The organism is Alkalisalibacterium limincola (genome assembly GCF_008017755.1).
GTDB classification, from domain to species: domain Bacteria; phylum Pseudomonadota; class Gammaproteobacteria; order Xanthomonadales; family Xanthomonadaceae; genus Alkalisalibacterium; species Alkalisalibacterium limincola.
In genome coordinates, this window is record NZ_VRTS01000008.1 from 66,370 (window position 1) to 84,609 (window position 18,240).

Here is an 18,240-nt window from a genome sequence, read left to right on the forward strand (position 1 = left end):
GGAGGACGCCGATGTACAGCCTGAGCGTGCGCGAGCACATCATGATCGCCCACAGTTTCCGTGGCGAGGTCTTCGGGCCGGCGCGCAAGCTGCACGGCGCGACCTATGTCGTGGACGTGACCTTCAAGCGGCGCACGCTGGATGCCGACGGCCTGGTCGTGGACATCGGCCGCGCGGGCGAGCTGGTGCGCGCGACGCTGGCGCCACTCAACTACACCAACCTCGACGAGCATCCGGAGTTCGCCGGGAAGAACACGACCACCGAGTTCATGGCGCACGCCATCCACGGCCGCATCGCGCGGGCGATCGCCGAGGGTGCGTTGGGCGACTCCGGGCGCGGCATCGAGCGCCTGGCCGTGCGCCTGGGCGAATCGCACCTGGCCTGGGCGACGTTCGAGGACGAGCTCGCCCCGTGAGCCCGGCCCTGCACCTGGTGCACCCGGGCCCGGTGGACGCCCCTACGGGCGGAAGCCGCTACAACCTGCGCCTGTCCATGGCGCTGCGCGCGCGGGGCCGGGACGTCGCACTGCACCGCGTCGATGGCGACTGGCCAAGCCCGTCGGCCGACGCACAGGTGCGCTACGCGGGCGTGCTGGCGTCGATCCCGGACGGGTCCACCGTGCTGGTCGACGGACTGGTGTACTCGGCGGCACCCGCGGTGGCGCAGGCGCAGGCCCGGCGCCTGCGCCTGGTGCCGGTGCTGCACCTGCCGCTGGCCGAGGAGAGCGGGCTGCAGCCCGACGAGGCGCGCCGCCTGGAAGGCCTGGAGCGCGCGGCGCTGGCACACGCGTTCCGGGTGCTGGCCACCAGCGATTTCTCCGCGCGCGAACTGCAGGCGCTGGGCGTGTCGGCCGGCCGTACCTGGGTGGTCGAGCCCGGCGTCGATCCCGCGGCCGAGGCCCCGGCCGGCGATGGCACCCGCCTGCTGTGCGTGGCCGCGTTGACGCCACGCAAGGGCCAGGACGTGCTCGTCGAGGCGCTGGGCCTGCTGGCCGCGCGCGAGTGGCAGTGCCGGTTGGTCGGTCCATTGGCGCATGCTCCCGGGTTCGTGGACGAGCTCCGGCAACGGATCGGATCCCTCGGCCTGTCGTCGCGCATCGGTATCTGCGGACCCTGCGCAGGAGCCGATCTGGAATCGGCCTTCCAGTCTTCCGATCTGCTGGTCCTGCCCTCCCGCTTCGAGACCTACGGCATGGTGCTCACCGAAGCGCTGGCGCGCGGCCTGCCGATCGTGTCGACCCGCGCCGGGGCGATCCCGGAAACCGTCTCCCCCGATGCCGCGCTGCTGGTGGCCCCCGGCAACGCCCAGGCACTGTCGGAGGCGTTGTCGCGCTGGCTCGACGATGCAGGCCTGCGCCTGCGATTGCGGCAGGGCGCACGCCGGCAACGCGGGCTGTTGCATGACTGGCCGCGGCAGGCCGGCCGCCTCGACACCCTGCTGCATGAGGTCGGATCATGAGCGGCGCATTTCCCGAGGCCTGGCTGGCGCTGCGCGAGGCAGCCGACCACCGCAGCCGGTCGGACCTTCTGGCCGGTCGCCTCGCGCGCTGGTGCCGGCAGCGCGGTACCGTCCGGGTGCTCGACCTGGGGTGTGGCGCCGGCTCGAACCTGCGCTACCTGGCACCCCGCCTGGGCCCGCAGCAGCGCTGGCGGCTGCTCGACGTCGATGGCGCGTTGCTGGCCCATGCCGTCACCCGGGTGCCGGAAGGCATCCCGCTGGTGGCCCAGTGCCGCGACCTGTCCTCGGTCGACGCCGGGGATCTGGGCGGTACCGACGTCGTCACCGGTTCGGCCCTGCTCGACCTGCTCGACCTGGCGCAGCTGCAGCAGCTGGTGGATGCGATCACGACGCGGGGCTGTGCCGCCCTATTCGCGCTGAGCGTGAACGGCCGGGTGCGGCTGTCGCCGGCGCATCGTGACGATGCCGCGCTCGGCCACGCCTTCAATGCCCACCAGCGGCGCAGCGTGGATGGCAGGGCGCTGCTGGGTCCGGATGCCTCGGGAGCGGCTGCGACCGCGCTGCGCGCCGCAGGCTATTCGGTGGTCGAAGTGGCCACCCCTTGGCGACTCGCGGCCGCCGATGCGTCGCTGGCCGGCGAGTGGCTGGACGGCTGGATTTCTGCCGCGATCGATGCAGGTGCGTCACGGCAGGCGGACTTCGCGTCGGCGCGGCAGGCCCATGTGCGGGCTCTGGACGAGGGTCGGCTGCAGGTCGAAGTCGGCCACGTCGACCTGCTGGCCCTCCCACCGGATCCCGTGCGGCGGGCATGAACGGCGTGCTTCGGGCCCTGGTGTCGGTGCTGCTGCTGGCGGCGCTGCTGGCCTGGATGGACCAGGAGGCCTGGCGCTCGGTCTGGCGCGTCTTCGAACCACCGGTGGTGCTGGCGGCACTGGCGTTGACGGGGTTGCAGGTGGCGCTGGCCACGGCGCGCTGGCGGATCGTCGCCCGGCGCCTGGAGCAGCGGCTGCCGCTCGGCCTGGCCCTGCGCGAAACCTACCTGTCGACGTTGCTCAACCAGGTCCTGCCCGGCGGCGTGTCCGGCGATGCGACGCGTGCCTGGCGGCTTCGCCACGAACCGGGCGGACTGCACCGCAGCAGCGGCAGTGTCGCGCTGGAGCGCGCGGTGGGGCAGGCGGTGCTGCTGGCGGCGTGCCTGGTGGCGTTGCTGCTGCAGCCCGTGCTGTGGCAGCGGCTGGTGGCGGGTGGGCTTGTGCAGGGTGTGGTGATCCTCGCCTGCGCGGCGGGCCTGCTGGCCAGCCTGGGGTGGCGGTTGCGCCGGGTGCTGCGCCTGCGCCAGGGACTGGGCGTTCTGCGTGCCCGGGTGCTGTCGCGTCCGCGTGCGCTGCTGGCGATGACCGCGTTGTCGCTGGCGCTGCTGGCCGCCTACCTGGCCGTGTTCGTGCTGGCCGCCCGGGCCACCGGCACCACCGCGCCACTGGCCACGCTGGTGCCACTGATGCTGGTCAGCCTGCTGGCGATGTCCATCCCCTTGGGTTTCGGCGGCCTGGGTTTGCGCGAGGGGGCCGCGGCGCTGGCCTGGGCGGCGGCGGGACTGCCGGCCGCACAGGGCGTGGCCGCCGCGCTGGGGTATGGCGTGCTGGCGCTGGCGTGCAGCCTGCCCGCGCTGCTGGTGCTGGCCTGGCCCGGCCCGCGGCGCCACCGACCCCGACGGGCGGATGGGCAGGCGGGGCCGGACGCCGATCAGCCGTCCTCGCCCAGGTCGAGTTCGAACAGGGTGTCCTGACCCAGGGTGAAGCGGCGCACCGGGGGGTCGCAGTGCGTCGCGAAGGCGCGGGCAGGCCGGCAGGTCGACCCCGCGCGCCCCGATCCGATCACCAGCGGTGCCACCGTCAGGTAAAGCCGCGACAGCACCCCGGCGGTGATGAAGCGGGACACGGTGATGCCGCCGCCTTCGACCAGCACCCGCCCGAGGCCTCGATCGGCCAGCGCATCGAGGATCCTCGCCGGCTCGAACCCGTCGTTCCCGTCCACCGGCAGTTCGATCCGCTCGACGCCGGTCGGCGTGTCGGGGACGTTGCCGGGCCCGACCAGCCACAGCGTCGGTGCCCGGCCATCGGTGAATACCCCGGCCTCCGGTGGCACGCGGGCGTGCGGGTCGATCACCACCCGGGCCGGGCTCGGACCGGGCACGTGGCGCACGGTCAGCCGCGGGTCGTCGGTGACCGCCGTGCCGGCGCCGACCACGACCGCGTCGCACAGCGCGCGCAGCCGATGCAGGTGGGTGCGGTCCTCCTCGCCGGTGACGAAGCACGAGTCGCCCACGGCGGTGGCGATGTAGCCGTCCAGGCTCTGCGCCATCTGCGCCACGGCCTGGCGCGACGGACCTTCCAGCAGCGGCCGGTACAGCGACAACAGCTGCTCGGCGGCGGCCGTCATCGGCGGACCGGACAGATGCTCGGGGAGGCTCCCCTCCTGGCGCCACTGCAACAATCCGTCCCATGCAGCGGCGATGTCGATCACCATTGGCATACTTGCCCTCGGTTAGTCTCGGCCCCATTGATACGCAAGAGGCCGAACAGGCATCGTGAAGCCTCGACCGTGGACCCTGCAAACGGAAGCCCCCATGCGCGATCGCGCCGAGCGAGCCCTATTCGACCTTCGCCGTGGCCAGCCCCTGCGGTTGCATGACGACGACCAGTCCGTGCTGGTCGCCTCGACCGAAGCGCTGCATCGCTTCGACGCCGAGGCGCTGGCGGCCCTGGCGCAGGGACCGGCGCGGATCGTGCTCAGTGGCCAGCGCGCGGTCTCGCTGGGCCTGGCCCGGGATCCAGAACACGCGGTAGCCGTCGAGGTGGAGCCCGACGAATACGGCCTGTTGCAGGGTCTGGCGGGGCTGAGTGATCCGGTGGATCGCCGGCCACGGGCACAACCGCGCGTCGCCAATGCGCTCGAGGCCGGGGCCGTCACCCTGGCACGCAGCGGCCGCCTGCTGCCGGCGGTCCTGGTGTTCGAACTCGCGTCGCAGCCGGGTGCGGCGCTGGCGGCGATGCTGGCCGATGCTTCGGTGCTGGAGCTGCCGCTGGCCGAGGTGGCCGACCCGGGCCGCCCGGGTGCGATCGAACTGCGTCCGATCAGCCAGGCCGACGTGCCGCTGGCGCTGGCCAAGCAGACCCGCTTCGTGCTGTTCCGCGAGGGCAACGGGCTCGACGAGCACGTTGCGATCCTGATCGGTGACCAGGCGTCGTGGCCCGACCCGGTGCCGGTGCGGCTGCATTCCTCCTGCCTGACCGGCGACATATTCGGCAGCCTGCGCTGCGACTGCGGCGAGCAGCTGCGCGGCAGCGTGGGCCGGATCGAGGACATGGGCGGCGGCATCCTGCTTTACCTGGCACAGGAGGGACGCGGCATCGGCCTGGCCAACAAACTGCGCGCCTATACGCGCCAGGACGCGGGCCTCGACACCGTGGCCGCCAACCACGCCCTGGGTTTTCCCGACGACCAGCGCGACTTCAGCATTGCCGCGGAGATGCTGCGCCAGTTGCAGGTGCCGCGCATCACGCTGCTGACCAACAACCCGCGCAAGGTCGACGCGCTGCGCCAGGCCGGCATCGACGTGGCCGGGCAGCTGGCGATCTTCGGCACGCTCAACGACCACAACCGCCGCTACATGGCCACCAAGGCTCAGCGCTCCGGGCACCTGCTCGACGACCTGCTCGATCGCGGCGAGTAGTCCGCTTCACGCGCGGCGAATGGGCCCTGGGTTCCACTGGGCTCAGGCCCGAACGGAGCATCGCGATGAACCGCCTCCATGCCCTGGCGTGTGCCGGGTTGCTGGCCGGATCCTGGCTGGCGACCGCCCCGGCTGCCGCCGAGCCCCGCGAGTACGTGCTCGACCCCGAGCACCTGGTGGTCGCGTTCCTGGTCGACCACGCCGGCTTCGCCCGCGTGCTTGGCCGCTTCACTTCGGTGCAGGGCGAAATCACCTACGACCCCGACACGCGGCAGCTGTCCGCCGGACACGTGCGCATCGGCACCAACAGCGTGGCCAGCGACGACCGCCGCCGCGATCGCCACGTGCGTGGCAGCGACTTCCTCGACGCGCGCAGCCATCCGGTCATCGAATTCCGGGCCGGCGAATTGCGCCTGGACGCGATCGGCCGCGGCGAACTCGATGGTCGCCTCACGATCCGCGGCACCACGCGACCGATCACCCTGCAGGCGCGCCTGAACCAGGAGGCGGAAAGCCCGTTCAACGACGACGTGGTGCTGGGCGGCTCGCTGCGCGGGGTTCTCTCGCGCAGCGACTTCGGCATCGACTACGGGTTGGAACAGGGCTGGGTCGGCGACGAAGTGGAACTGATCATCGAGTTCGAGGCGATCCGGCAGGATTGATCCGATCAGCCGCGCGAAAAGAAAGGGGCCGGCATGGCCGGCCCCTTCGTCGTGGATTCGGGGCTGCAAGCCCCTCCCGCAACCTGCTCAGGCGGCCGAAGCCTCGCGAGCCTGGGCCGCGGGATCCGCCCACGCCGCCAGCAACTCCTCGCGCAGCGCCTTCGCGCGCTCAACGTGCGCTTCCTTTACGTGGCCGTAGCCGCGCACCTGCTCGGGCACCGAGGCGATCTTCACCGCGATGTCCAGGCGTGCCGGGTCCAGCTCGGCGAGCAGCCGCTCGATGTCGCCGCGGTACTGCTCGATCAGCGCGCGCTCCATCTTCCGCTCTTCGGTGCGGCCGAAGATGTCGAAGGCGGTGCCGCGCAGGCCGCGGAACTTCGCCAGCACGCCGAAGGCCTTGAGCATCCACGGGCCGTACTCGCGCTTGACCAGGTGGCCGTCGGCATCACGCTTCGCCAGCAGCGGCGGGGCGAGGTTGAGGTGCACCTTGTAGTCGCCCTCGAACTGCTGCTCGATCTTCTTCAGGAAGTCGCTGTCGGTGTACAGGCGTGCCACCTCGTACTCGTCCTTGTAGGCCAGGAGCTTGAAGTAGTAGCGCGCCACGGCCTCGGTCAGCGCGGTCGAACCCGGTGCCTTCGCCGACTCGGCCGAGCGAACGCTCTCCACGAGGTCGGTGTAGCGCTTGGCGTAGGCGGCGTTCTGGTAGCCGGTCAGGAACTTCACCCGACGCGCGATCAGCTCCTCGAGCGAGCCCGACAGGCGCTCGTCGTCCAGCGGCAGCTCGACCAAGTCACCGGCCGGCTCGCGCAGGCCGGCAGCGGTCTCGACCGCGTCCAGGTCGATGGCGGCCAGGCGGCCCCATGCGAACGCTTTGAGGTTCATCTCGACCGCCGCACCGTTGAGCTGCACCGCGCGGGTGATCGACTCCAGGCTCAGCGGCACCAGACCGCGCTGCCAGGCCACGCCGAGCATGAACAGGTTCGACGCGATCGCGTCACCCAGCAGCGCGGTGGCGATCTTCGTCGCGTTCACCTGCACCGGGTCGTTGCCGGCCAGTGCCAGCTTGATCGCCTCGACGATGCCGGCGGCAGGGAACTGCATGTCCGGCTTGGTCGTGAACGGACCGGGCATCGCCTCGTAGGTGTTGATGACCACCTCGGTGCGGCCGGTGCGGACCTTCGACAGCGCCCAGTAGTCGTTGACCACGACCATGTCGCAGCCCAGCACCAGGTCGGCCTCGCCGGCGGCGATGCGCACGGCGTGGATGTCGGCCGGGTCCTTCGCGATGCGGATGTGCGTCGTGACCGCGCCACCCTTCTGCGCCAGTCCGGTCTGGTCGAGCACGCTGGCGCCACGGCCCTCGAGGTGGCCGGCCATGCCCAGCAGCGCACCGATGGTCACCACGCCGGTGCCGCCGACGCCGGTGATCAGGATGTTCCACGGCCGGTCCAGGTCGGACTTGAACTGCGGCATCGGCAGCGCATCCAGGCGCGCGGCGATGTCGCCCGCGGCCGCGCCCTTCTTCTTCCTCAGCCCGCCGCCCTTGACGGTGACGAAGCTGGGGCAGAAGCCCTTCACGCAGCTGTAGTCCTTGTTGCAGTTGGACTGGTCGATGCTGCGCTTGCGGCCGTACTCGGTCTCCTTCGGCAGTACCGACACGCAGAAGCTCTTGACGCCGCAGTCGCCGCAGCCCTCGCAGACGAGTGAGTTGATCACCACGCGCTTGGCCGGGTCCTCCATCTTGCCGCGCTTGCGGCGGCGACGCTTCTCGGTGGCGCAGACCTGGTCGTAGATCAGGATCGAGGTGCCCTTCACCTCACGCAGGCGCTTTTGCACCGCGTCGAGGTCGTCGCGGTGCTCGAACTCCACACCCGACGGGAACACCGACGCGTCCGACCACTTCTCGATGTCGTCGGAGACCACGACGATCTTCTCGACGCCTTCGGAGCGCATCTGGTGCGCGATCTGAGGCACGGTCAGCGTGCCGCCCTCGACCGGCTGGCCGCCGGTCATCGCCACAGCGTCGTTGTAGAGGATCTTGTAGGTGATGTTGACCTTGGCGGCGATCGCCTGGCGGATCGCCAGCGAGCCGGAATGGAAGTAGGTGCCGTCGCCGAGGTTCTGGAACACGTGCTCGGTATCGGTGAAGGCGGCCTGGCCGCACCAGCTCACGCCCTCGCCACCCATGTGGGTGAAGGTGTCGGTGCGGCGGTCCATCCAGGTGACCATGTAGTGGCAGCCGATGCCGCCAAGCGCGCGCGAGCCTTCCGGCACGTTGGTCGAGGTGTTGTGCGGGCAGCCCGAGCAGTAGTGCGGCACGCGCGGGAAGTTCGCGCGCGGCAGCGCCAGCTCGGCCTCCTTGGCCTTCAGGAACTCCAGCTGCTGCTCGATGCGCTCCGAGGTGTGGAAGCGCGCCAGCCGCTTGGCGATCACGCGGGCGATGCGCGCCGGGGTCAGCTCCGAGGTCGAGGGCAGGATCCATTCGCCGGACTCGTCGTACTTGCCGACCACGCTGGGGCGGTGCTCCCAGTTGAACATGTACTGCTTGATCTGCGACTCGATGAAGGCGCGCTTCTCCTCCACCACCACCACGTCCTCCAGGCCCTCCATGAAGGCGCGGATGCCGGTGGGCTCCAGCGGCCAGGTCATGCCGACCTTGTACACGCGGATGCCGATGTCCTCGCAGGCGCGGTGGTCCAGGCCCAGGTACTCCAGCGCCTGAAGCACGTCGAGGTAGCTCTTGCCGGTGGTGACGATGCCCAGCCGGGCCTTCGGCGAATCGAAGATGATCTTGTCGAGCTTGTTGATGCGTGCGAACGCCTGCGCGGCCTGCATCGCGTACTGGTGCAGGCGCAGCTCCTGGTCCATCGGCGGGTCCGGCCAGCGGATGTTGAGGCCGCCCGGCGGCAGCTCGAAGTCCTCCGGCAGCAGGATGTCGAGCTGGTGCGGATTGACGTTGACCGAGGCCGAGGACTCCACCGTCTCGGCGATCGTCTTGAAGCCGACCCAGCGGCCGGTGTAGCGGCTCATCGCCCAGCCCAGCAGGCCCATGTCGAGGATGTCCTGCACGCCGGCCGGGTTGAGCACCGGCATCATCGCCGACTCGAACTCCTGCTCGGAGCCGTGCGGCAGCGTCGAGCTGCGGCAGGCGTGGTCGTCGGCGGCCAGCGCCAGCACGCCGCCGTGGGGCGCGGTGCCGGCGGCGTTGCCGTGCTTGAACACGTCGCCGCTGCGGTCCACGCCCGGGCCCTTGCCGTACCACATCGCGAAAACGCCATCGTGCTTGGCGCCCGGGAACAGGCCGGTCTGCTGGCTGCCCCAGACCATCGTCGCGCCGAGGTCCTCGTTGAGGCCGGGGCTGAACTCGATGCGCGAGGCGGCCAGGTGCTTCTTGGCGCGCCACAGCTCCAGGTCGAAGCCGCCCAGCGGGCTGCCGCGGTAGCCGGAGATGAAGCCGGCGGTGTCCAGGCCGGCGGCACGGTCGCGCATCTGCTGCATCAGCGCAGGCGCACCAGCGCCTGCACGCCGGAAAGGTAGATGCGACCCGACTCGCGGGTATATTTGTGATCCAGGGTGTATTCGGGATCGGCGAGCGGCATCGTGAACTGATCGGCGGGAACGGCCATGGTGGGGTCCTGGCTTGCGGGAACGACTGCGGCGGCACCCTGGCAGGGCGCCGGTCGCGGGGACAAAGACCGCGAATTTTAGCATTGGCGCGGCGCTGGCGCGTTTTGCAGCCGTCCCGGGCCAGCGCGGGCCCCCTCCAGCCGCCTGAAAAGTGTGATGGGCGTCACATTTGGCGCCATCCGCGGTGGTCTGCCCGGAAGTGCGCTTGAACGCTCCGTGCCTCGGGAATACGTTGGAAGGATCCGGGCCGCGCCGCATGCGCCCCGGGCGGTAAACAGGGGACAACGAAGGTGAAGATCCGTCTGACACGCTCTCGCGTCGGCGCTCCGTGCGCTGCTGCGCTGCTTGCATTGGCCGCTGCATGGCTGGCGATTCCCGCCGCCGCGCAGACGCTGGACCTGCCCACGCCGGCCGCGTCCTATTCCGACCACGACCCGGCCGGTGCCATCTATCCCGACATGGACCCGTCGACGCCGGACCTGGAGGCGACGCTCAACCAGGGCGTCCGTCGCGGTCGCAACAACCCCGTGCCGCTGGCCCAGCGCGGCCTGTTCTACACATTGCAGGGCCAGCGCTCCCGGGGCCAGCGCGACTACGACCGTGCGCTGGCTTCAGGCGAGGACGGCTCGGCAGAAAGGCGCTACGCCCACTGGTCCTACGGCTGGGCGCTGCATGCCAGCGGCGACCATGCCGGCGCGCTGGAGCACTGGCGCACGTCCGCCCAGCTGCATGGCGGCAACCCGAACTGGGTCCCGTCGACCTACGCGATCGCGCTGTGGTCGCTGGGCGCACGCGAGCCTGCGGTCGCATTCTTCGACATCGCGGTGCGCGAGGAACCCGCCCTGTGGGAGACGGACGCGGCGGTCGAGGCGACGACGAGGGACTGGCGGCCCAACGACCGCCTGGCGATCCTCTCGATCCACAACCAATGGCAGTCCGCGCGCTAGGAGAAGCCGCCGGGCAGCGGGCGCCCCGGTCGGGATAGACTCGGGCCAAGCAACATCGGCGTCACGCCGGTGAAATGGACAATGCGGGTGGCCGGACAGGGGGCGTCGATGGCATTGCAGGGTCTGTGCGTGATGGTCGTGGAGGACCACGGTTTCCAGCGCCGAATGGCGCTGAGGCTGCTGGCCGACCTCGGGTTGACCCGTGTGCACGAGGCTGCGAACGGGCACGCGGCCCTGGAGCAACTCGAATCGCTGCAGCCCGTGGCCGACATCGTCATCGTCGACCTCGACCTGCCCGGAATGGACGGGGTCGAATTCATCGGCCACCTGGCCGACCGCCGACTGGCGCATTCGATCGTCGTCGCCAGTGCGATGGACTCCGCGCTCATCGGCACCGTGGAACTGATCGCCCAGTCTTCGGGATTGCAGGTGCTCGGCAGCGTCGAGAAGCCCCTGAGCGCCGGCAAGCTGGCCGCGGTGCTGTCGAATTTCCACGCCGTTGCCGCCGGCGGCGCGTCGCCCGCCGAGGCGCTCGTGAGCGTCGACATGCTGCGCGAGGCCATCGATGCCGAAGCGTTCCAGCCCTGGTTCCAGCCGCAGGCGGAGCTGCGCAACGGCAAGATCGTCGCTGTCGAGATGCTGGCACGCTGGCCGCAGCAGGACGGTGGGATGATCGAGCCGCTGCGCTTCATCCCGCTGCTGGAGCAGCATGGGCTGATCGACGCGTTCACCGAACAGATGCTGGCGCGAAGCTGCCGCCATCGCGAAGCCTGGGTTCGTGATGGCCTGGACCTCAAGCTGGCGGTCAACATCTCGGCGTTGTGCCTGGGTGATGCGGCTACGGCGGACCGCCTCGAGGCGATCGTGCGTGGCGAAGGCGTCGACCCGGCGTCGGTGGTCCTGGAGATCACCGAGGGTTCGGTGATCTGCGGCAGCCCGACCTCGCTGTCGGTGCTGGCCCGCTTGAGGCTGAAGGGCTTTGGCCTGTCGATCGATGATTTCGGTACCGGTTATGCCTCGCTTTCGCGCCTGTCGCACGTGCCGTTCACCGAGCTCAAGATCGACCGCGGTTTCGTCACCGGCGCCCCGGGCGTGGCACGAAAGAAAGCCGTGATCGAGGCCAGCATCGACCTGGCGCGCAAACTCGACCTGCGCATCGTCGGCGAGGGCGTGGAGACCGCCGAGGAATGGGAGCTGCTGGCGCGTTGCGGCTGCGGACTGGCCCAGGGCTACCTGATCGGCCGGCCCGTTCCCGCCTCCGAGCTGCCCTCGGTCGTGGCCGACTGGCGCCGGCCCGGGGCCTGAGCGATGCGCTGGCCCCGACGCCTATCGGGAATCCGCGCGCAATTGATGGTGTTGTTCGGCCTGGTGATGCTTACCGCCAGCACCGTGATCGTCGTCGACGAGTTGATGCAGCGCAGGCAGCAGGCGGTGCTCGAGCAACTCAACGTCCAGTCCTTCGCCACCCTGGCGCACGCCAAGGCGCTGTCGGATGCCTATACGCTGCGCATCGGCGGGACCACCTTCCAGGTGCGGAACCGGCTGATGGGCTGGGACGTGGCCGAACGGGTGGTCGACACGGCCGCGGCCGACATCGCTGCGCGCTGGGAGGCCCTGGAGGTGGTGGCGGGGGACCAGGCGTCCGGGCAGTTCCTCGCGCTGGCCCAGGCACAGCGTGGGCTGGCACGCGCCACGGTGCTGCGCCTGCAGGACATCCTCGAGAGCCGCGACGAGGTGGCGCTGGAGCAGTTCGCCGACACGCAGCTTTTCCCCTCGTTGCAACCGGTGCTGTACGCGCTCAACACGCTGTCGGAGATGGAACTCTCCCGTGTCGACGACATCGTGCGGCAGCAGGCGACGGCCAGTCGCCGCGCCAGCGTGCTGCGCATCAGCCTGTCGCTGGTGGCATTGGTGCTGGTGGCGCTGCTGGGCTCGCGCACCCTGCGCAACATCTATCGTGGCGTGGAAAGCCTCAACAGCCTCGCACTGGGCGTGAAGCACGGCGACCTCGACTCCCCACCTGCGTATACGCCCCATGGCGAACTGGGCCGGGTGCAGGAAACCCTGCTGGAGATGCGCCACTCGGTGCACGACAACGAGCAGACCCTGGCCCGGCAGTGCTTCGCAACGAAGAGATGCTGCGACAGTTGCGCGACAGCGAGGCCCGGGCCCAGGCCGCCAACCTGGCCAAGAGCGACTTCCTGGCCACGATGAGCCATGAGATCCGCACCCCGATGATCGGCGTGGTCGGGATGCTGGACGTGTTGAGCCAGTCGCGGCTGGATGGCGAGCAGCGGCGCTGCGTCAATGTCATCGAGCAGTCGGCCGAGGGACTGTTGCAGATCCTCGGCGACATCCTCGACTTCTCCAAGATCGAGGCCGGCCGGCTGACCCTGCACATCCAGCGCACCGACCTGGCCGCGCTGGTCCGCTCCACCGTGGCCAACTTCCAGGGGGCCGCGTCCAGCAAGGGCCTGGTGCTGGACTGCCGCGTGGCGCCGGGGCTGGCGCCGACCCACGAGATCGATCCGTTGCGGGTGCGCCAGGTCCTGGCGAACCTGGTGTCGAACGCGATCAAGTTCACCGATGCCGGCAATGTCGACGTGGTGCTGGAAAGCGAGCCGCCCCAGGAGGGCACCCAACGCGTCCGGTTGCGCGTGGAGGACACCGGCATCGGCGTCGCGGCCGAGGCCCAGGCGAGCCTGTTCGACGCGTTCACCCAGGCCCAGGAGGGCCCTGCCGGTACCCGGCGCCCCGGCACCGGGCTGGGCTTGGCGATCTGCAGGCGCCTGGCGGGGTTGATGGGGGGCCAGGTCGAGATGGAGAGCGTGGCCGGGCAGGGCACCCGGATGCGCTTCGAATTCGAGGCCCGCACCAGCGATCAGCCCGCGGTTGCCTTGCCCGCCGGTGAAGGTCGCCTGCAGCGCTTCTCGCGCCGATTCGTTCCCCGCGACATGCCGGACGTCGCCACCGCCGAGCGCGAGCGCAGCCTCGTGCTGCTGGTCGACGACCATCCGACCAACCGCCTGGTCATCGCCCGGCAACTGGCCCTGGCCGGTTTCGCCACGCAATCGGCCAATGATGGCGACGAAGGCCTGGCCCTGTGGCGTACCGGTCGGTTCGCGCTGGTGCTGACCGACGTGCACATGCCGCGCATGAACGGCTACGAGCTGGCACGGGAGATCCGCATGGCGGAAGCGAACGAGGGCCGCGAGCGGACCCCGGTCATCGCCCTGACCGCCGCCGCGCTCAAGGGCGAGGCCGAGCGCTGCCTGGCGGCGGGCATGGACGACTACCTGGCCAAGCCGGTGTCGATCGCGACGCTGTCGGAGCGCATGCATCGCTGGTTGCCGCATCTTGAATCCGCGCCCGGGCAGGAAGGGCTCGAGGACATCGATGACACCGACACCCTCGATCCCGCGCTGATGGCGGACTACGTGGGCGGTGGCGCGGACGCGGCCGTGGTGACCGAATTCCTGGCCGCGTGCCACGAGGACCTGGCCGACCTCGAGCGCGCCCGCGATGCCGGCGATCGAGAGCGGGTGGCGCGCTCGGCGCACCGGATGAAGGGGGCGGCCCGGCTGGTCGCGGCGGGGGAAATGGCGCAGGAGGCGGAGCGATTGGAAGCAGCCGCCCGGGAGGGTCCGTGGGCGGACATCCTGGCCGGCATCACGGCCGTCGCCACCGCGCTGGCGGGACTCGAGCACGAGCTGCGCAGGCGCCGCGACAGGAGCTCGCCGGCGTCCGGTTAGTCGGGCCCTGTCGGGTTCACGCGCAGCATCGCTCCCGCCGCGCTAGGCTGGCGTCTTGTCCAAGGCGAGAGTGGGGTGATGAGCAATGGCTGCATGCAAGCGCGTGTTCCTGGCCGGGGTGGGCCTGGGTCTGTCCATGGCGATGGTGGCTCCCGCCATGGCTGACCGGATCACCGGACGCGATTTCGCGACCCGTTCCGAGGTCATCGCACCCGAGGCGATGGCGGCCACCTCGCACCCGCTTGCCACGCAGATCGCGCTGGACATCATGAAGGCCGGCGGCACGGCGATGGACGCCGCGATCGCGGCCAACGCCGCGCTCGGGCTCATGGAGCCGACCGGAAACGGCATCGGCGGCGACCTGTTCGCGATCGTCTGGGACCCCGAGACCGGCAAGCTGCACGGCTACAACGGATCGGGTCGCTCGCCGTCCGCGCTGTCCCTGCAGTGGTTCCAGGACAATGGCTACACCGACGTCCCGCAACGCGGTCCGCTGCCGGTCACGGTGCCGGGCACGGTGGACGGCTGGTTCGCGCTGCACGAGCGCTTCGGCCGCATGCCGATGGCCGATGTGCTGGCGCCGACCATCCGCTACGCGCGAAACGGGCACCCCGTGCACGAGCTCATCGCCTACTACTGGGAACGCAGCATCCCGGTGCTGGGGCAGTACCCGGGCTTCCTGGAGCAGTTCTCCGTCGACGGGCGTGCGCCGGCCAAGGGCGAGATGTGGCGAAACCCCGGCCTGGCCGACACGCTGCAGCAGCTCGCCGAGGGCGGACGCGACGCGTTCTACAGCGGCGACATCGCGCGCACGATCGGCGAGTACATGCAGGCCAACGGTGGCTTCCTGTCCTACGAGGACATGGCCGCGCACCAGGGCGAATGGGTCGACCCGGTCAGCGTGAACTACCGCGGCGTCGACGTGTGGGAAATCCCGCCCAACGGCCAGGGCATCGCCGCGCTGCAGATGCTGCAGATCCTGGAGGGTTACGACTTCTCGCAGATCGAATTCGGTTCGGCCGAGCACGTGCACCTGTTCGTGGAGGCCAAGAAGCTGGCCTTCGCCGACCGCGCGCGCTACTACGCCGACCCGGCATTCCACCCGGCGCCGGTCGAGCGCCTGATCAGCAAGGAATACGCGGCGCAGCGCCGTGCGCTGATCGACCCCGCACGTGCCGCGCGCGCCGTGGATGCCGGTGCCAACCTCAACCAGGGCGACACGATCTACCTCACCACCGCCGATGCCAGCGGCATGATGGTCAGCCTGATCCAGTCCAACTACCGCGGGATGGCAGCGGCATGACCCCGCCCGGCCTGGGCTTCATCCTGCAGAACCGAGGCGAGCAGTTCGTGCTGCGCGAGGGGCATCCCAACGTCTTCGAACCGGCCAAGCGACCGTTCCACACGATCATCCCGGCCTTCATCACCCGCGACGGGGCGCCGTGGGTCAGCTTCGGGCTGATGGGTGGCGCGATGCAGCCGCAGGGCCATGTCCAGATCGTCATGAACCTGGTCGACTTCGGCATGAACCTGCAGGAGGCCGGCGATGCGCCGCGCATCCACCACGACGGTTCCACCGAACCGGCCGGGCAGGTGGTGGAGATGGCCGACGGCGGCGTGCTGAACCTGGAGTCGGGCTTTCCCTACGAGACGTTCCGCGAGCTGACCAAGATGGGACACCGCATCCAGACCGCGGTCGGCCCGTTCGGCGGCTACCAGGCGATCGCGCTGGACGCCGCGAACGGCGTCTACGTCGGGGCCTCGGAAAGCCGCAAGGACGGACACGCCGCCGGCTACTGAGCCTGGTGGGACGCGCCGCACGCGCGTGCCCGCCATGACCTGTGGCACGGGAGTCCCGGCCGCGCAGGCGTAGCATGAGGGACTGTCCGCGGGCCGGCCACGACGGCCGGCCGTCCGTTGCATCCGCTCCAGGGAGGAAACCCCATGTTGCTGCGACCCCTTTCACTGGCCCTGCTGTGCCTGGGCCTCGCCGCCTGTGGCACCGAGGCGTCCCAGACCACCACGACGCCGGCGACGGCCGCCGAGGCGGAGCCGGCGCTGATCGAGCGCACCGTGCTGTTCGGAAACCCCGAGCGCGCCAGCGGCCAGATCAGCCCGGACGGCAAGTGGCTGGGCTACCTGGCGCCGGTCGATGGCGTGCTCAATGTGTGGGTCGCGCCGGCTTCGGCACCCGATGACGCCCGCGCGGTGACCAGCGACGCGCTGCGCGGCATCCGCATGTTCGCCTTCAGCCATGCCACCGACCACCTGGTCTACCTGCAGGACGAGGGGGGCGACGAGAACTTCCACCTGTTCGCGGTGAACATCGAGACCGGCGAGGAGCGCAACCTCACGCCCTTCCCGGGGGCACGGGCGATGCCGGCCGGCATGAGCCGCAAGCACCCCGACGAGGTGCTGGTGCAGCTCAACAACCGCAATCCGCAGTACTTCGACCTGCACCGGGTGAACGTGCGCACCGGCGAGATGACGCTGGTGTTCGAGAACAACGAGTTCGCCGGCTTCGTCGCCGACAGCGACTACGCGGTGCGCTACGCCAGCCGGGCCACCCCGGACGGCGGCATGCAGTACTACCGCGCCACCGACGAGGGCTGGGTGGAGGACCTCAAGGTCGACCAGGTCGACTCGATGACCACGGCGCTGTCGGGCTTCACCGAGGACGGGCGGACGCTGTACCTGATCGACAGCCGCGATCGCGACACCGGAGCGCTGTACGCGCGCGACCTCGACTCGGGCGAGGCGACGCTGGTGCACGAGGACGCCCGGGCGGATATCGGTGGCGTGTTGACCGATCCCGCCACCGGCGAAGTGAGGGCGGTGTCGGTCAACTACCGGCGCAACCAGTGGCATTTCCTCGACGATGCGATGAAGGCCGACTACGAGAAGCTCAAGGCACTGGGCGATGGCGAGATCACGATCGCCTCTCAGACCGACGACAACCGCCGCTGGGTGGTCGTGCTGACCGCATCGGACGATTCGGCGAAGTACTTCCTGTTCGACCGCGACAGCGGTGAGACGACGGAGTGGTTCGACACGCGTCGGCCCTGGCCGGGCTGCCGTTGCAGCCGATGCACGACGTGGTGATCCCGGCGCGCGACGGGCTGGAGCTGGTGAGCTACTACACGCTGCCGCGTGCCGCCGATCCGGACGGCGACGGCCGCGCGACGCAGGCCTCGCCGATGGTGCTGCTGGTGCACGGTGGCCCGTGGGCACGCGACACCTATGGGCTCAACGGCACCCACCAGTGGCTGGCCAACCGTGGCTACGCGGTGCTGTCGGTGAACTTCCGTGGTTCGACCGGCTTCGGCAAGGCGTTCACGAATGCCGGCGACCTGCAGTGGGGCCGCGCGATGCACGACGACCTGATCGACGCGGTCGAGTGGGCCGTGGCGCAGGGCATCACCGAGTCCGACAAGGTGGCGATCATGGGCGGCAGCTACGGCGGCTACGCCACGCTGGCCGGTCTGACGATGACGCCGGACGTGTTCGCCTGCGGCGTGGACATCGTCGGTCCGTCCAACCTGGTCACGCTGCTGGAGTCGATTCCGCCCTACTGGGCGCCGATGAAGGCGATGTTCGCCAGCCGCGTCGGCGACCTGGACACCGAGGAGGGCCGCGCGCTGCTGATCGAGCGTTCGCCATTGACCCACGTGGAGAACATCCAGCGTCCGCTGCTGATCGGCCAGGGTGCGAACGACCCGCGCGTGAAGCAGGCCGAGAGCGACCAGATCGTCACGGCGATGCAGGAGCGCGAGATCCCGGTGACCTACGTGCTGTATCCCGACGAAGGTCACGGCTTCGCCCGTCCGCAGAACCGCCTGAGCTTCAATGCGGTGACCGAGGCGTTCCTGGGCGAGTGCCTGGGCGGGCGCGTGCAGCCGGTCGGTTCGGACTTCGACGGTGCGACGCTGCAGATCGAGGCCGGCCTGGACGAGCTGCCGGCGATCAAGGAGGCGTTGGACGCACGCGGCTGATTCGCGATCGCGTTGGTTTTGCAGACCCCGGTGAAGCGTGCTTCACCGGGGTCTTTCTTTGCGCGGCT

Annotated in this window: 11 protein-coding genes and 3 pseudogenes; 12 read left to right on the forward strand and 2 right to left on the reverse strand. The window is 70.1% G+C overall.

Annotated features, from left to right (window positions below; translation table 11 throughout):
• Positions 1-11 precede the first annotated feature (11 nt).
• Genes FU658_RS11355 through FU658_RS11370 form a run of 4 tightly spaced genes read left to right on the forward strand, consistent with a single transcriptional unit; the run spans position 12 to position 3,245 of the window.
• Positions 12-416, forward strand: coding sequence for a 6-pyruvoyl trahydropterin synthase family protein (locus FU658_RS11355; RefSeq protein ID WP_147892193.1), 405 nt, complete (start codon positions 12-14; stop codon positions 414-416).
• On the forward strand, positions 413-1,459 hold the full coding sequence (locus tag FU658_RS11360) for a glycosyltransferase family 4 protein (RefSeq protein ID WP_147892194.1): 1,047 nt from the start codon (positions 413-415) through the stop codon (positions 1,457-1,459). The genes FU658_RS11355 and FU658_RS11360 overlap by 4 nt, the downstream gene beginning before the upstream one ends.
• Positions 1,456-2,271, forward strand: a complete 816-nt coding sequence (locus tag FU658_RS11365) for a class I SAM-dependent methyltransferase (protein WP_147892195.1) — start codon at positions 1,456-1,458, stop codon at positions 2,269-2,271. The genes FU658_RS11360 and FU658_RS11365 overlap by 4 nt, the downstream gene beginning before the upstream one ends.
• Positions 2,268-3,245 carry a lysylphosphatidylglycerol synthase transmembrane domain-containing protein gene (locus tag FU658_RS11370; RefSeq protein ID WP_147892196.1) on the forward strand — a complete coding sequence of 326 codons (978 nt, stop codon included), beginning with the start codon at positions 2,268-2,270 and terminating at the stop codon, positions 3,243-3,245. Before FU658_RS11365 ends, FU658_RS11370 begins: the two co-directional genes overlap by 4 nt.
• Here the strand turns inward: FU658_RS11370 and FU658_RS11375 are convergent.
• Positions 3,203-3,991 (reverse strand): RibD family protein, encoded by a 789-nt coding sequence (locus FU658_RS11375; protein ID WP_147892197.1) that lies wholly within the window; start codon positions 3,989-3,991, stop codon positions 3,203-3,205. The genes FU658_RS11370 and FU658_RS11375 overlap by 43 nt on opposite strands.
• A gap of 94 nt (positions 3,992-4,085) precedes the next feature.
• On the opposite strand from FU658_RS11375, the gene FU658_RS11380 reads away from it, so the two are divergent.
• Entirely contained in the window at positions 4,086-5,192 is a 1,107-nt protein-coding gene (locus FU658_RS11380) for a GTP cyclohydrolase II (protein WP_147892198.1), read from the forward strand.
• A gap of 65 nt (positions 5,193-5,257) precedes the next feature.
• On the forward strand, positions 5,258-5,854 hold the full coding sequence (locus tag FU658_RS11385; RefSeq protein ID WP_147892199.1) for a YceI family protein: 597 nt from the start codon (positions 5,258-5,260) through the stop codon (positions 5,852-5,854).
• An 87-nt stretch (positions 5,855-5,941) separates the two neighbouring features.
• Here the strand turns inward: FU658_RS11385 and FU658_RS11390 are convergent.
• Positions 5,942-9,480 (reverse strand): annotated as a pseudogene (locus tag FU658_RS11390) (indolepyruvate ferredoxin oxidoreductase family protein).
• A 291-nt stretch (positions 9,481-9,771) separates the two neighbouring features.
• Between FU658_RS11390 and FU658_RS11395 the strand changes: the two are divergent.
• The 6 genes and pseudogenes from FU658_RS11395 to FU658_RS11420 all read left to right on the forward strand — a co-directional run bounded on the left by FU658_RS11395 (position 9,772) and on the right by FU658_RS11420 (position 18,172).
• Positions 9,772-10,428 (forward strand): tetratricopeptide repeat protein, encoded by a 657-nt coding sequence (locus tag FU658_RS11395; RefSeq protein ID WP_147892200.1) that lies wholly within the window; start codon positions 9,772-9,774, stop codon positions 10,426-10,428.
• 108 nt (positions 10,429-10,536) lie between these two features.
• The gene (locus FU658_RS11400; RefSeq protein ID WP_187266077.1) at positions 10,537-11,733 is read left to right on the forward strand and encodes an EAL domain-containing response regulator; all 1,197 of its coding nucleotides are present in this window, start codon (positions 10,537-10,539) and stop codon (positions 11,731-11,733) included.
• Positions 11,734-11,778: 45 nt separating this feature from the next.
• Complete coding sequence (locus tag FU658_RS11405) at positions 11,779-12,642, forward strand: HAMP domain-containing protein (RefSeq protein ID WP_147892202.1); 864 nt, start codon at positions 11,779-11,781, stop codon at positions 12,640-12,642.
• Positions 12,564-14,180: an ATP-binding protein gene (locus tag FU658_RS11410; protein WP_147892203.1), complete on the forward strand. Its 1,617-nt coding sequence runs from the start codon at positions 12,564-12,566 to the stop codon at positions 14,178-14,180. The genes FU658_RS11405 and FU658_RS11410 overlap by 79 nt, the downstream gene beginning before the upstream one ends.
• A gap of 136 nt (positions 14,181-14,316) precedes the next feature.
• A pseudogene (gene ggt, locus FU658_RS11415) lies at positions 14,317-15,980 on the forward strand (gamma-glutamyltransferase).
• Between the two features lie 147 nt (positions 15,981-16,127).
• Positions 16,128-18,172: pseudogene (locus tag FU658_RS11420) on the forward strand (S9 family peptidase).
• Positions 18,173-18,240: the final 68 nt, after the last annotated feature.

Coding starts and splice junctions, on each gene's coding strand:
- FU658_RS11410 (WP_147892203.1), top strand. CDS start 12,564: ATGCTGCGACAGTTGCGCGACAGCGAGGCCCGGGCCCAGGCCGCCAAC.
- FU658_RS11380 (WP_147892198.1), top strand. CDS start 4,086: ATGCGCGATCGCGCCGAGCGAGCCCTATTCGACCTTCGCCGTGGCCAG.
- FU658_RS11355 (WP_147892193.1), top strand. CDS start 12: ATGTACAGCCTGAGCGTGCGCGAGCACATCATGATCGCCCACAGTTTC.
- FU658_RS11385 (WP_147892199.1), top strand. CDS start 5,258: ATGAACCGCCTCCATGCCCTGGCGTGTGCCGGGTTGCTGGCCGGATCC.
- FU658_RS11405 (WP_147892202.1), top strand. CDS start 11,779: ATGGTGTTGTTCGGCCTGGTGATGCTTACCGCCAGCACCGTGATCGTC.
- FU658_RS11400 (WP_187266077.1), top strand. CDS start 10,537: ATGGCATTGCAGGGTCTGTGCGTGATGGTCGTGGAGGACCACGGTTTC.
- FU658_RS11365 (WP_147892195.1), top strand. CDS start 1,456: ATGAGCGGCGCATTTCCCGAGGCCTGGCTGGCGCTGCGCGAGGCAGCC.
- FU658_RS11370 (WP_147892196.1), top strand. CDS start 2,268: ATGAACGGCGTGCTTCGGGCCCTGGTGTCGGTGCTGCTGCTGGCGGCG.
- FU658_RS11375 (WP_147892197.1), bottom strand. CDS start 3,991: ATGCCAATGGTGATCGACATCGCCGCTGCATGGGACGGATTGTTGCAG.